At 39.9% G+C, this 14,072-nt stretch carries 13 protein-coding genes; 5 read left to right on the top strand and 8 right to left on the bottom strand.

Annotation, left to right across the window (positions count from 1 at the left end; translation table 11 throughout):
- The 8 genes from MTT29_RS07700 to rpsU form a co-directional block, all read right to left on the bottom strand.
- Positions 1-840 (bottom strand): hypothetical protein, encoded by an 840-nt coding sequence (locus tag MTT29_RS07700; RefSeq protein ID WP_429800253.1) that lies wholly within the window; start codon positions 838-840, stop codon positions 1-3.
- A 68-nt stretch (positions 841-908) separates the two neighbouring features.
- Positions 909-1,700 (bottom strand): DUF2314 domain-containing protein, encoded by a 792-nt coding sequence (locus MTT29_RS07695; protein ID WP_429800252.1) that lies wholly within the window; start codon positions 1,698-1,700, stop codon positions 909-911.
- A 274-nt stretch (positions 1,701-1,974) separates the two neighbouring features.
- On the bottom strand, positions 1,975-2,472 hold the full coding sequence (locus MTT29_RS07690; RefSeq protein WP_085657913.1) for a YajQ family cyclic di-GMP-binding protein: 498 nt from the start codon (positions 2,470-2,472) through the stop codon (positions 1,975-1,977).
- A 3-nt stretch (positions 2,473-2,475) separates the two neighbouring features.
- Complete coding sequence (locus tag MTT29_RS07685) at positions 2,476-3,405, bottom strand: D-2-hydroxyacid dehydrogenase (protein WP_429800251.1); 930 nt, start codon at positions 3,403-3,405, stop codon at positions 2,476-2,478.
- 2 nt (positions 3,406-3,407) lie between these two features.
- Positions 3,408-4,589, bottom strand: a complete 1,182-nt coding sequence (locus MTT29_RS07680) for a glutathionylspermidine synthase family protein (protein WP_429800250.1) — start codon at positions 4,587-4,589, stop codon at positions 3,408-3,410.
- A gap of 2 nt (positions 4,590-4,591) precedes the next feature.
- The gene (locus MTT29_RS07675) at positions 4,592-5,209 is read right to left on the bottom strand and encodes a UPF0323 family lipoprotein (protein ID WP_429800249.1); all 618 of its coding nucleotides are present in this window, start codon (positions 5,207-5,209) and stop codon (positions 4,592-4,594) included.
- Positions 5,206-5,838, bottom strand: a complete 633-nt coding sequence (locus tag MTT29_RS07670; RefSeq protein ID WP_429800248.1) for a DNA-binding protein — start codon at positions 5,836-5,838, stop codon at positions 5,206-5,208. The genes MTT29_RS07675 and MTT29_RS07670 overlap by 4 nt, the downstream gene beginning before the upstream one ends.
- A gap of 103 nt (positions 5,839-5,941) precedes the next feature.
- Entirely contained in the window at positions 5,942-6,154 is a 213-nt protein-coding gene (gene rpsU / locus MTT29_RS07665) for a 30S ribosomal protein S21 (protein ID WP_009294994.1), read from the bottom strand.
- A 143-nt stretch (positions 6,155-6,297) separates the two neighbouring features.
- On the opposite strand from rpsU, the gene ccoG reads away from it, so the two are divergent.
- The 5 genes from ccoG to MTT29_RS07640 all read left to right on the top strand — a co-directional run bounded on the left by ccoG (position 6,298) and on the right by MTT29_RS07640 (position 14,054).
- Positions 6,298-7,623 carry a cytochrome c oxidase accessory protein CcoG gene (gene ccoG, locus MTT29_RS07660; RefSeq protein ID WP_429800247.1) on the top strand — a complete coding sequence of 442 codons (1,326 nt, stop codon included), beginning with the start codon at positions 6,298-6,300 and terminating at the stop codon, positions 7,621-7,623.
- A gap of 30 nt (positions 7,624-7,653) precedes the next feature.
- A complete protein-coding gene (locus tag MTT29_RS07655; protein ID WP_429800246.1) occupies positions 7,654-8,286 on the top strand; it encodes a TetR/AcrR family transcriptional regulator in 633 nt (210 codons plus the stop codon).
- A gap of 102 nt (positions 8,287-8,388) precedes the next feature.
- Complete coding sequence (locus MTT29_RS07650) at positions 8,389-9,546, top strand: efflux RND transporter periplasmic adaptor subunit (protein WP_429800245.1); 1,158 nt, start codon at positions 8,389-8,391, stop codon at positions 9,544-9,546.
- 10 nt (positions 9,547-9,556) lie between these two features.
- A complete protein-coding gene (locus MTT29_RS07645; RefSeq protein ID WP_429800244.1) occupies positions 9,557-12,682 on the top strand; it encodes an efflux RND transporter permease subunit in 3,126 nt (1,041 codons plus the stop codon).
- A complete protein-coding gene (locus tag MTT29_RS07640; RefSeq protein ID WP_429800243.1) occupies positions 12,672-14,054 on the top strand; it encodes an efflux transporter outer membrane subunit in 1,383 nt (460 codons plus the stop codon). The genes MTT29_RS07645 and MTT29_RS07640 overlap by 11 nt, the downstream gene beginning before the upstream one ends.
- Positions 14,055-14,072 lie beyond the last annotated feature (18 nt).

The raw sequence follows: 14,072 nt of genomic DNA, 5'->3' as shown, positions 1-14,072 counted from the left end.
TTATTTTTTTCTTGAGATGATTTTACTTGCGTCAAGTTCAAATCTTATTTTCTCATTATTTTCACAACCAATTGCTTCTAAATAATAAAATTTACCAAGAGTTGATAAGGCTTTAATGTCGTAAAGTTTTATAGTTCCACTTACTTTATCTTCTTCGTAATAAGTTTTACACTTACCGATATTTTTGCCATTTTGATGAATTTTATCCGAAATAGCCCCCAAAGCACTTTTCTCAATTACTAAGTATTTGTAATTAACATTACTTATTTCAAACCAACTTGCTACTTGACTTGTAAATAACACAGGAGAATAACATATTCCTACAATTAATACGGCGAATACCAAATACTTGAAATCGCCACTATCATATATTTGTTTTATTCCGTAAAAATAAAAAAAACATATAGCAAGAAGAACTATTATTGATATAACACCGAAGAGATAATTTTTTTGACAAAAAAAGTACCCAGCGATAATAACCAATGTAATATACATACTATATACATATACTATATATATTAAAGAATATGGTTTCTTTTTATTATGATAACTTGGATATAAAAAAATAGGTGAAGCCATAATTAAAAAAATTATCGTTGATATGGCAAAAAATAATATACCTATATAAATAACCTCCGATCCATCTAGACTCGGAAAATTGCCAATCTCAAAGCCAAAATATATAAAATAAAAAATCATGCCAACCAAACTAATGCTAGATAGTATTAATGGATAAAATCTTAAAAGAGTATCTAAAAGATTTTTATCTTTAGTAACTTCTTCATTGACACATTCGTTTTTTACACTGTTTACTGACTCTTGATTATTTTTTTGATTCATAAGTTTTCCTTTATAATTAAAATATTTTGATAACTCAAATTTAAATCCTAAAAATTTATAAAAACTTGCTATTTAAGCACCTTTGCTATGTGCTCCCAGCCCAAATTCTCAGCAAAATCAGCTGCTGTTTTGCCACTTTTTGTGCGGGCATTTTTATCAGCGCCATATTTTAGCAAGAGATTTACAAGGTTTAAATTTCCAGCGATCGCCTCGTGGTGAAGCTGTGTATATCCAAACTCATCAGCGTCTGTGGCTACGCTTGGGTACTCTTTTGCGTAGTTTTCAAACTGCTCAGTCATATTTTTGCTCATCGGATGCTCGATCAAATTTTCTGGGTGCTCTTTTTGCTCATAGACTACCAAAATATCGTTATAATCGCCAAAATCAAGCCCCCAAGCCGCGTCATGCTCGGCTAGCTCATCTTTTTGCATGCGTGAGCGCATCGCCTGCACGCTAAATCCACCGTATGCGCGCCCACCTATGGCAAAGAGCCAGTCGCTCATCTCTTCTATTTTGGCACTTATTTGGTCGCCTACTTTCACGTTTTGCACGCTATCAGGCTCATTTACAAGCGTGCCATATATCGTTTCGCCGTCAAATTCAACGTCATTTACCCACATGTGCTCGCCAACTTCTTCACCGTTTATGGTGTCAATAAAGCAAATTTTTACCATCGCATAGTCAAGCCCGGGCACGATCCTGCGGCGCTCCCAGTAAAGCTCACGCCAAAAATATCTAAAGCTCTCACGAGCCTGCTCAAATGCGCGCTGCATGTAGTCTTCGTCGCTACTTACAAAATAGATCGGCATTTGCTCGCCAAGATCTACTTGCTTGCCAAAAATTTTCTTAAAAAAACTCATTTTTTATCCTTAGTGAAATAAATTTAAGTGTAAAATTGCAAAAAAACTGCCAAATTTAGGCTAAATAGCTAAATTTTAAATGAAAAATTTAGTGGCTATTTCGCAAAACTAGGCGAGGCGATTTCAAAAATTTAGCCTGCCAACTTACCAAATTTAAACAAAAATATCGTGAGATGGACTTAAATATTGCGACAAAAAATCAAGCGTGCGCTAGGCACTTAGCCTGCGGAGTGAGAATTTTTCTAGCTCATTTAAAGGCGCTCACGAGAAGCAGTTATTTTAGGTTTTTAAAGCTAATTGGGAGCTCCAAGTTCAACCCCCTAACCAGCTTTATACACTCCTGCAGATCGTCTATGCTTTTGCTTGTTACCCTGATCTCTTCGCCCCTGATCTGTGCGCTCACCTTGATCTTTGAGTCTTTGATCGCTTTGGTTATCTTTTTTGAGTTTTCGCCGTCAAGCGTGTCGTTTAGCTTTAGCGTAGCCTTTAAATTTCCACCGCTCGCTGACTCTCTTTTTGTCTCTGTGATCGCAACTGGTGGGATGTTGCGCTTGATGAGCTTTGAGATCACTATATCTTTTAGCGCGTCGATCTTGTTATCACTTGAGCTAAGAAGCGTGATAAATTTCTCTTTTTCGTTTAGCTCAACTTCGGCCGCAAGCCCCTTAAAGTCATATCTCGCAGCGATCTCCTTTTTAGCCGTTTCAAGAGCGTTTTTAACCTCCATCATATCGACCTCAGCGCTTATATCAAAGCTATGTTCGGTTGCCATTTTCTATCCTTTTATAAATTCTTCTATATTTTTAACTATCAGTGAGATTAGCCGTTTTCTGGCCTCCAAACTGCCCCATGCCACGTGCGGGGTGTTCACTAAATTTGCTCTATTTTTTACCTTTAAAAATGGGCTATTTTCGCTCATTGGCTCACGCTCCAAAACGTCGGTGCCAAAACGCAGGCTTCTCTCATCTATCGCCCTTGCCATTGCCGCTTCATCCACTATGCCGCCGCGTCCTAAATTTAGCACTATCGCATCATCTTTTAGCAAATTTATCTCGTTTATACCTAGTAAATTTCTAGTCTTTTCATTTAGTGGTGCGTGGATGCTGATGATGTCACTGCTTCTTAGTAGCTCGTCTAAGCTTTTTTGCTTAAATTCGCTATTTTTATTTGCTCCACTTGTCGAGTAGTAGCTTACCTTTGCGCCAAATGCACGTGCCACTGCTGCCACGCCGCGTCCTATCTCGCCAAGTCCGATGATGCCAAATTCTTTGCCAGCGATCTCGCTGATATCTGCGCCAAGATAGGTGAAAATTTCACTCTTCACCCACTCGCCGTTTTTTACATACTCATCATAAAATTTTATGCGATTTGTTAGCTCAAAAAGCAAGGCAAATGTATGCTGCACGACGCTTGCGGTTGAATAGCCAGCGACGTTTTTTACAGCTATATTTTTAGCTTTTGCATGCTCAAGATCTACGTTATTCATCCCAGTTGCGCTTATACAGATAAGCTTTAAATTTGTCGCGTCCATCACGGCTTTGTCGATGACGACCTTGTTTGTGATGACGATATCAACGCCCTTTAGACGTGGCACGACCTCATCGCTTTTGGTTTTTTGGTAGCTGACAAACTCGCCAAATTTCTTAAAAACACTAAGATCAACGTTTTCACCAAGCGTGGCCGCGTCTAAACAAACGATCTTCATCCTTAGTCCTTAATGAAATGTCCTACAAATTTAGAGTAGTTATCTAAAATTTTGCCGCCCTTTCTATATCCAAGAGCGCACGCTTCATAAGCGTAAAATACGCCAGCTTGGTAGCTCTCGCCTCTCTCATCTTGATTAAACTCGTAAAATTCTTGATAAATGGCTTTGTTTGAGTCGTATTCGCCGTCATTACATGCTATTTGTGCGCCGTTTTCATCGTGTATCGAGACGTTTGCACCCTCTCTGCCAAATACCGGCTTTTTCACATATTTGTTGCCTTTTAGCGGCTCGTTTGAGGTTTCAAGCAAAAGTGGGTGATTAGGATATAGATCCCAAAGGATTTTTAAAATCCCTTTGCTTTGGAAAAGCAGCGTGTAGGCTGGATTTATGATGATAGCTTTTTGGTTTTTGATGATGTTTGAGAGTATGAGTGCCAGCTCGCCCTCATCGATCGCTATGCTCTCCCAAGGGACAAGCTTAAACCAGTACTCGAAATTTTCATCATTTTTAAAAATGCCCTCATTATCGTCAAAAACGACCTCATCGACGTAGGCAAAGTCTGTTTTAAAACCAGCCTCTTTTGCGATGTATTGCAGTAGTTTTACGGTCTGCTCGTCCTCGATACTGCCTGCGATGCTGCTAAATAGTATCCCCCAGCCCTCGTAAAGCTCGTCAAAGTCGGCATCCTCGTCGCCAAGCGTGATAAGGCGTTTGAAATTTTGCTTTAGCGACTCGTAAAGGTCGTTAAACTGGGCTGCTTCGTCCATGTGATTTAGCTTTAGCATCGCCCACTGGATGATCGCGGTCTCAAAGACTGCCGTTGGCGTATCGGCGTTAAACTCAATAAGCTTTATAGGCTTGCCATCAAGCCCACCCGCTAGGTCAAATCTGCCGTAAAGGTGCCAATGAACGTCATTTTCCCAGCTATTTTTGATGATATCAACAAGGTTAAATGGTATGCCTATCTCGTGAAAAAGGTTGTTGTCGATCACGTGCTGAGCGGCATTTACATACATATCATATAGCTCGTTTGCCGCCTCGTAGTAGGCATTTGCCTCTTTTTCGCTTACTTGCACGATCTCATCAGCGATATATGAGCTGTTATCGTTATCTGTATGCCATGCAAAGCCGATTTTCTCCATAAATTCGTTATTTAATGGGGTGATTTTTCTTAAATTTACCATTTTCAGCCTCCAAAGCTTGATGAGCTAGAGCTTGACTTTGAGCCACCACCAAAAAATCCACTCTTACCGCCACTGCTTCTTGCAGCAGAATTTGCCGCTTTTTGCTTGTTAAAGCTATCGACGCTTCTTGTGTAGGCACTTGGATTTTTATATGTGCTTTGGCGATTTGCTTGGAAATTTTGGTTGCCAAAAAGCTTACTGCCTATCCAGCTACCAAGTATCGCGCCAGCTGCTGAGGCAAGGATCGTCTCGCCAAGGCTTAGCCCGCCGCTACTTAGCTGTGCGTCGCTCGTTTTTGTCAAATTTGAAGTGTTATTGTCGATCTTTGCGTTTGCTTGAGCTAGAAGTTTATCGATCTCATCTTTGCTTAGCACGCGCTCAGTGCCGTTTATATCTTTTAGCACGACCCTAGTTTCAGTGCTTGGATACTCTTCTAAAATTTTATAAACGCCAGGTGCGCTCTCTTCGATGATGACAAAGGCACCGTTTTTTTGTGCAACTTCGTTTAGTGCGTTTTCATTGCCGCCATCGTCGCTCCCACAACCTGCAAGTCCAGCCATGATAATGGCACCAAATCCCCCAACCGCAGCATAAGTTGCTATTTTTTTGATGTGTTTCATATCTCTCCTATCAACTCTTTTAAATTTTTATGTCTTCTAACAAGTATCACGCCGTGTTTAAATTTGATAAATTTGGAGTGATGTATCGCTTTTATTATCTTTTCACTGATTTTTTTCGTTGCCTTTGGTTTTAAATTTAACTCCTTTAGATATTCGCTTAAATTTATCCATTTTGACTCATCCTCTATCTGCGCATCTATCGCCACTTCGCTTGTGGCACTTTCATTTTTAGGTGCTAAAAGTGGCCTTTGCATGGCGTTTAGAAACTGCATGAGCTTCTCGTCTCTATCCTTGTAAATTTGCAAAATTTCATTTTTGCGCTCGATGAGCATCTGCTCTTTTTCTTTAAAAAGCCTATCTTTGTCGGCTTGCAAGTTTAAATTTAAACTCTTAAGCTCATTTAGCTCATTTAGCAAATAGCTTACAAACTCGTCGTTTTGGGATTTAGTTTTTGTGCTTTTTGAAGCGGTTTTTGCGGGTTTTTCGCTACTTGGCTCCTCGTCAAGGATGACAAATTTAGTGCCATTTTCAATGACTGTTTTCAACGAGCCTCGGCGGATTCTATTATAGACTGCTTCTTTTGTTATGCCTAAAATTTCTGCAGCTTCATTTACAGCTAGCTTTTGCATCGGATTTCCGTTTAAAATAAAATAAAAAAATTGCTTTGATTATAAAAAAATAAGGCTAAAAGAAGAGTTAAACAAAGAGAGCAAAGCTCCCTTTGTATTGGTTTTAGAGTCTTGACTCGTAGCGTCTAAGCATATAAAGACGTTTAAGCATTTTCTTGCGAGCTGCAATTTTTTGTTTCTTGCGGATCTCAGTTTTAGGCTCAAAGAAGCGTCTAGCTCTCGCTTCAGTAACGACTAAGTTACGGTCAGTTTGTTTTTTAAACTTTCTGTAACCCTCGTCAAATGACTCGTTAGGATGTACCTTAATACCAGGCAACGTCCTCACCACCTTTCAGATTAAAATAAGCCGTGAGTATAGTTTAACTTTCATAAATTTAAGCTTTTAGGTAAATTTAAAATATTTAATACTTTTTTAATAACCTAAAATTTATAATCTTAAAATTTCAAAAAAGGCTCACCATGTCAAAGGACATTCGCTTTAACTACGTCAAGAGGCGTTACATTTTTTTTGCCTGTATCACGTTATTTGTATTTATTTTGCCATTTATCAGGATAAATGACGCGCAGCTATTTTTGCTGAGCTTTGATAAGAGCAGGGTTGATCTATTTTTTACAAAATTTGATATGCAAGAGCTATATTTGATGCCGTTTTTGTTTATCACTTTGTTTTTGACTATATTTTTCCTAACGACGCTTGCGGGGCGTGTCTGGTGCGGTTGGAGCTGTCCGCAGACCATTTTTAGAACGCTCTTTCGTGACCTTTTGCAGACTAAAATTTTAAAAATCAGAAAAAATATCCAAAACAAACAAAATGAGCCACAAGGTCAAATTTTAAAACGTGCTTTAGCTGTTGGAATTTGGTCTGTTTTGGCTCTTATCATAGCTGCAAATTTCATGTGGTTTTTTGTGCCGCCATTTGAGTTTTTAGCCTATATAAGTGATCCAAGCGAACATAAAATTTTACTTGCATTTTGGCTTGGCATAGCCGCTTGGCTAGTCTATGACGTGGTCATTTTAAAAGAGAATTTCTGCGTCTATGTCTGCCCGTATGCGAGGGTGCAGTCAGTTATGTTTGATAGCGACACGATACAAGTTATCTACAACCAAAATAGAGGCGGCACCATATATGAGGGCCGGGAGAAATTTAAAAAGCCAAAAGAAGATGGCGCACTTTGCACTGGGTGCGAGGCCTGCGTGAGGATATGCCCAACGCATATAGATATAAGAAAGGGCATGCAGCTTGAGTGCATAAACTGCCTTGAATGTAGCGACGCGTGCGCTAAAGTGATGGGGCACTTTAACGAGAGCTCACTTATAGAGTGGAGAAGTATAAATTCTCAAAATGAAAATAAAAAAGTGAAAATTTTTAGATTTAGAACGGTTGCTTATCTTGTCATTTTATGCGTTGTCTTAGTAGCTGCTGTGCTGATGAGTGGTAAAAAAGAGAGCATGCTTTTAAATATAAATAGAACTAGCGAACTTTACAAGGTTTTAGATCAAGGTGAAGTTGAAAATTCTTACGTCTTTTTGGTGCAAAACACCCAAAATAAAGAGCATACATTTTTCTTTGAGATAGATGATAAAAGTATAGAAATTTCGCGTCCAAATAGGCCTTTTACGCTAAAAGCTGGTGCAAAACAAAAGGTCATCGTAACACTAAAATCAAAAAATGAAAACACGAGCGAAAAAGATCTTTTAAAACATATAAATATAAAAGCTTACGCCACTGACGAGCCAACTATCAGCGTGCAAAGAGCCAGCACCTTTATCTATCCTAAAAGATGATAAAATGGCAAAAATTTAGCGGGAAGTAAAATGGCGATCTCAGAAAAAGGCAAAAAACGATACGAACTCATCGTAAAAACAGCGCTTGATCTATTTTTAAAAAATGGCTACGAAAAGACAAGCCTTAGCGATATCGTGGCGATAAGTGGCGGCTCGCTTGCTAGCATTTACACATTTTTCGAGAACAAAGAGGGGCTTTTTAAGGCGATCATCGAGCAAGAGATAGATGACTTTATAAAAGAGATCGATGAGAAGATAGATCTTAAAATTTCTCATAGTTTAGAGGAGTTTTTAACCAAATTTGCAACCATTATCTTCTCCATCGTCTGCACCAAAAAAAGCGTCTTGCTTAGCAGAACTATGATAAGCGAGAGCTCTAAAAATGGTGGCAAGCTTGGCAGGATATTTTTAGATCAAATTTTAAATAAGATCGACCTTGTGCTTATAAATTTCTTTGAAAGAGATGAGATAAAAGCCCAGCTTAATCCAAAATTTCCAGCCAAATTTGCTGCAAAATGTTTTATAGAAAATGTAAAGGGGTCACATTACTACAACGCCCTCATATTAGATGAGGAGCCAAAACTAAGCAAAAAGGAGCGTGAAGAGCACGTTGCCTTGTGTGTTGAGCTATTTTTAAATGGCATCATTAAAAAGCAAAATTGACTTTTAATTTATTTTTGGTTATAGTCAGGGACTTTTAAAATTTTGTAATGATTATTACAAAACTAAATTTGGGATTAAATTTTAAAATTAAGAGAGGTTTTTATGTTGAAATTTAAAAGTTTTCTTGTGCTTTCGGCTGCCGTTTTTTTATTTTCTGGCTGCTTTGAAAGTAGCGACAAAAAGGCTGCTACAGGCCGTCAAATGCCACCATCTCACGTTGATATTTTCGTTGCACAAAAAGCAGATGTGCCTATTAGCTTTGACTACACGGCCACAGTTACTAGCAACCAAGATGTCATCATCTATCCAAAAGTTAGTGGCACGATCATAAAGCAGTTTTTTAAGCCAGGCGACAAGATAAAGGCTGGAGATAAGCTATTTTTGATAGATCCAGAAAAATACGAGGCTAGCTATGACTCGCTTGACGCAGCTGTTGGCGTGGCAAATGCAAATTTAAAAAATGCGCAGACTGAGTTTAAAAGAATTTCTGCCCTTTATAAGAAAAACGCAGTCTCTCAAAAAGACTACGACGCAGCCGTTGCAGCTTATGACATCGCAAATGCAACTTTAGTAAGCGCAAAAGCAACTTTAAAAAATGCCAAGATCGATCTTGGCTATACAACTATCACGGCTCCATTTGACGGCGTTGTTGGCGATAATAAAGTAGATGTTGGCTCACTTGTAACAGCAAGCCAAACCCAGCTTGTAAGACTAACAAAGATAAATCCGATCGAGGCTGACTTTTACATCGCAGACGTGGATAATCTAAGTAGAAAAGCAAATTTAGATAACGGCGCTTGGCAGCAACTAAATAGCGAGGCTGTCTTAAATTTAAACAATGAAAATTTCACCGGCAAAGTGACATTTATAGATAACGTCGTAAATACCGCGACTGGCAGCGTTTTGGCAAAGGCTAGCTTTGATAACAGTGAAGGTAAAATTTTGCCAGGTGCGTTTGGTCATATAAAGATGAGCGGATTTGTTCAAAAAAATGCCTTTAACATCCCGCAAGTTGCCCTTCAACAAAGCGCTACAAACACTTATGTTTTGGTCGTAAAAGATGGCAAAGTAGGACAAAAAAATGTAAAAACTAGCTACCAAACAAAAGATATGGTCGTAGTGACTGAGGGCCTTGAAGAGGGCGATAAGATAATAGTTAATAACTTCCTTAAAATCGGAGTTGGCGCACCAGTTGAAACTGACAAAGACTTAAGCGCAAATTTCTTAAACAAAGATGCAAACGCTACAAGTAGCAAGTAAAGGCAGATAGATGTTTTCAAGATTTTTCATAAACCGCCCGATTTTTGCAACTGTTATATCTATCATCATAGTTATAGCAGGTTTTATGGGTATCAAGGGGCTTCCTATAGAGGAGTATCCAAGTCTTACACCGCCTACTGTCTCTGTAACTGCGACATATAGCGGTGCTGACGCGCAGACTATCGCTGACTCAGTCGCAAGCGCCATTGAAGATCAGATAAATGGTGTTGAAAATATGCTCTATATGCAAAGCACATCAAGCTCTGCAGGCACTATGAATATAAGTGTATATTTTAAGATCGGCTCATCATCAAAACAAGCTACGATAGATGTAAATAACCGCGTGCAAGCTGCCCTTTCAAGATTGCCTCAAGAGGTGCAAAATATGGGTGTAACGGTGCGTGAAAGAAGCGGTTCGATCCTTCAAGTAGTTGGCTTTACAAATCCAAATATGAACCAAGTTGAGTTATACAACTATGTAAATTTAAACATTGCTGACGCGATCAAAAGGGTAAATGGTATCGGCGATACAGTTCTAATTGGCAACAAAGAATACTCGATGAGAATTTGGCTAAAGCCAGACAGACTTGCTCAGTTTAAACTAACTCCAAGCGACGTCATCTCACAAGTAAGAATTCAAAACTCACAATACGCCGCTGGCAAGATCGGCGAGCAGCCATCAAAGGGTGAAAATCCTTATGTTTATTCAGTAGTTTCTGAAGGACGTTTTAAAGATCCAAAGCAGTTTGGCGAAATTTTGATAAAAAGTGAAGATGGCACAGTCGTCAAGCTAAAAGAGGTCGCCACAGTCGAGCTTGGAGCTGCTAGTTACGCATCTGAAGCTATGCTAAATGGCAAGCCAGCAGTGCCGCTTTTACTATTTTTACAAAACGATGCAAACGCACTTGCAACTGCTGAAGCGGTCAAAGCAAAGCTTGAAGAGCTAAAGAAAACCTATCCAGTTGGCCTAGAGCACACCATAGCCTACAACCCAACTGAATTTATCACCGTCTCAATAGACGAAGTTATAAAAACTTTCATAGAAGCGATGGTGCTAGTTCTTATCGTAATGTACTTCTTCTTAAAGAGCTTTAGAGCTACCATCATACCAATGCTTGCTGTTCCAGTCTCTATCATAGGCACATTTGGCGGTCTTTATGTTATGGGCTTTAGTATAAATTTGATCACACTTTTTGCCCTGATCCTAGCCATCGGTATCGTCGTGGATGACGCGATCATCGTTATAGAAAATGTTGAAAGAATTTTGCATGAAGATAAAGAAATAAGCGTAAAAGACGCCACGTTTAAGGCGATGGAGGAGGTACAAACCCCAGTCATCTCTATCGTGCTCGTGCTTTGCGCGGTTTTCGTGCCAGTTTCATTTATGGAGGGCTTTGTTGGCGTTATACAAAAGCAGTTTGCATTAACGCTTGTTGTTGCTGTTTGTATCTCAGGCTTTGTCGCTCTTACTCTTACGCCAGCACTTTGTGCGGTTATGCTTAAAAAACAAGAGAACAAGCCATTTTGGATAGTTCAGAAATTTAACGACTTTTTTGACTTTAGCACTAGGCTCTTTACAGCAGGCGTGGCAAAAATTTTAAAACACGTCATCATTAGCTTTATAGTCATTGGCATAATGGGATTTGCGACGTATGGCCTTTTTCAAAAAGTGCCAAAAGGGCTTGTGCCTTCAGAAGATAAGGGCGCTTTGATGGTTATCACCTCGCTTCCACCTTCAACAAATATGCTAAAGACCAAAGAAGAGGTAAAATCTATTAGTAACGCCATTTTGAGCAACCCAAATGTCGAATTTACCATGGGATTTGCAGGCTATGATATGCTAGCTAGCTCGCTTAGAGAAAACTCAGCCATCAGCTTTGTCAAGCTAAAAGACTGGAACGAAAGAAAGGGTGCAACGGACGATGCAGATGCCTTAGTAGGTCAGTTTAACGGCATGCTTTGGGGTTCAAAAAACTCAATGACTTTTGTCGTAAATGTGCCACCTATCATGGGTCTATCAATGACTGGCGGCTTTGAGATGTATCTACAAAATAAGAGCGGCAAGAGCTACAACGAGATAGAAGCGGATGCTAGAAAGGTAACTGCAGCTGCAAACGCAAGACCTGAGCTAACTGGCGTAAGAACGACGCTTGAGACAAACTATCGCCAGTTTAAGATAACGGTTGATAAAGAAAAGGCAAGGCTATTTGGCGTAAGCGAGAGCGAAATTTTTAGCACGATAGCAGCTAGCTTTGGCTCTTACTACATAAACGACTTCAACCTTGCGGGTAAATCATACCGCGTATATGCAAGGGCAAGCGATAACTTTAGAAACAACCCCGAGGATCTAAGAAAAATTTTCGTCCGCTCAAAAGATGGCGGCATGGTGCCACTAAATTCAGTAGCAACGCTTACAAGATCGATCGGACCTGATATCGTTGATAGATTTAACCTCTTTCCAGCGGCTAAGATCATGGGCGATCCAAAACCTGGCTACACATCAGGTGATGCGATAAGGGCGATCCAAGAGGTCGTAAATGACACGCTAAGTAGCGATGAGTACGCTATAAGCTGGGCAGGAACTGCGTATCAAGAGGTAAATTCTCAAGGAACAGGCACGGTTGCCTTTATCTTTGGTATGGTCTTTGTCTTTTTGATCCTTGCTGCTCAGTACGAAAGATGGCTCATCCCACTAGCAGTCATCACAGCTGTGCCATTTGCGGTATTTGGCTCGTTGCTAGCTGTTTGGATAAGAGGGCTAACAAACGACATCTACTTTGAGATAGGGCTCTTACTACTCATCGGTCTGGCGGCCAAAAACGCCATCTTGATCGTAGAATTTGCTATGCAAGAGCGCGAGAGCGGAAAGAGCATATTTGAATCAGCTGTAAATGCAGCAAAACTTCGCTTTAGACCTATCGTAATGACATCTATCGCATTTACACTAGGTGTTTTCCCAATGGTTATAAGCACAGGCGCTGGCGCTGCATCTCGTCACTCACTTGGAACTGGCGTGGTTGGCGGCATGATCGCTTCTACTACGATAGCGATATTTTTCGTGCCTATGTTTTACTATTTGCTTGAAAATTTAAATGAAAAATACTGGAAAAAGGGAGCAAAAAAAGATGAGAAATAAGGCGTTTATACTTATAACAGCGGCGTTTTTGGCTGGTTGCTCGTTTCGCCCAGATATGCCAAATGTGGATACAAATTTCACCTCAACATACACTTTCGAGACAAGCGATATAAGAGATCTTTGGTGGAAAGAATTTCACGATGAAAATTTAAATTCTCTAGTCGAAAGCGCGCTTGAGAAAAATACAAATTTACGCATTGCATATTTAAATTTACAAAAAGCAAAGGCAAGCCTTGGCGTTGCTGAGGCTGACTTGCTACCGGGGGTAAATTTAAATGTAAGTTATACCAAGGCAAAGACCAGCGGTGAAACTTACACTGGGCAGCCTCAAACACGTTATAGGAGCTCGAGCATAAATTTAGGGCTAAACTACGAGATAGATCTTTGGGGTAGAGTGCGAAATAGCGTGCTTGCAGCTAATGAAAATTTAAATGCGAGCAAATTTGACTACGATAGCGCTAGACTAAGCCTTAGCTCAAGTGTAGCAAAAAGCTACTTTGCGCTAGTTTCACTAAATATGCAAGAGGCTGTACTTCAAGAGACGCTAAAGACCTACGAAGATACGTTAGCACTTCGCAAGACGCAGCTTGATCTTGGTGGCATAAATGAGATGACCTACCTGCAAAGCAAGGCTGAGGTTGAAAGGGCAAAAACTAGCCTAACTTCAGTGCTAAACTCAAAGTCGCAAGCGCTTACTTCGCTAGCCATCTTAACTGGCAAGAGTAATGATGAAATTTTAAAAGGAGCTGTTGCTAGTGCGCAAAATTTACCAAGCTCACCTGAGATAAACGCTGGCATCAGCTCAGATGTTTTGCTTAGAAGAAGCGACGTGGCAAAAGCTCTAGCAGATCTAAAAGCTACAAATGCTCTTGTTGGCGTAGCAAAGGCTGATTATTTTCCTACAATCTCACTTACTGGACTTTTGGGCTTTACAAGTATTGATTTTGAAAATATATTTGTAGGAAATGCCAATACTTGGAATATAGGTGGCTCTTTAGCGCAAAAAATATTTGACTACGGCAGGATAAAAAACAACGTCCGCGTTGCTGAGACAAACGAGCAAATCGCAGCTATCACTTACGAAGCGACTGTTAGATCGGCCCTTGGCGAGGTTAGAGATGCCCTTATATCAAGGCAAAACGCAAAGCTCTCTTTGGATCAGGTAAAAAATTTGCTACAATCGCAGCAAAAGATTTATTCGCTTGCTAAAGATCAGTATAATGCTGGCTATATCGGCCACTTAGAGCTTCTCGATGCGGAGAGAAATTTGCTTCAAGCAAAGCTTCAAGATGTCTCTGCAAAGCTTGATGAGGTAGATAGCGCGGTCGAAGTTTATAGGGCACTTGGCGGCGGATTTAAGGTAGATAAATAAACTCAAAAAGGAGAAAAG

The organism is Campylobacter concisus (assembly GCF_050447485.1).
GTDB lineage: Bacteria > Campylobacterota > Campylobacteria > Campylobacterales > Campylobacteraceae > Campylobacter_A > Campylobacter_A concisus_BQ.
This window is presented reverse-complemented; position numbering and strand designations above follow the sequence as displayed.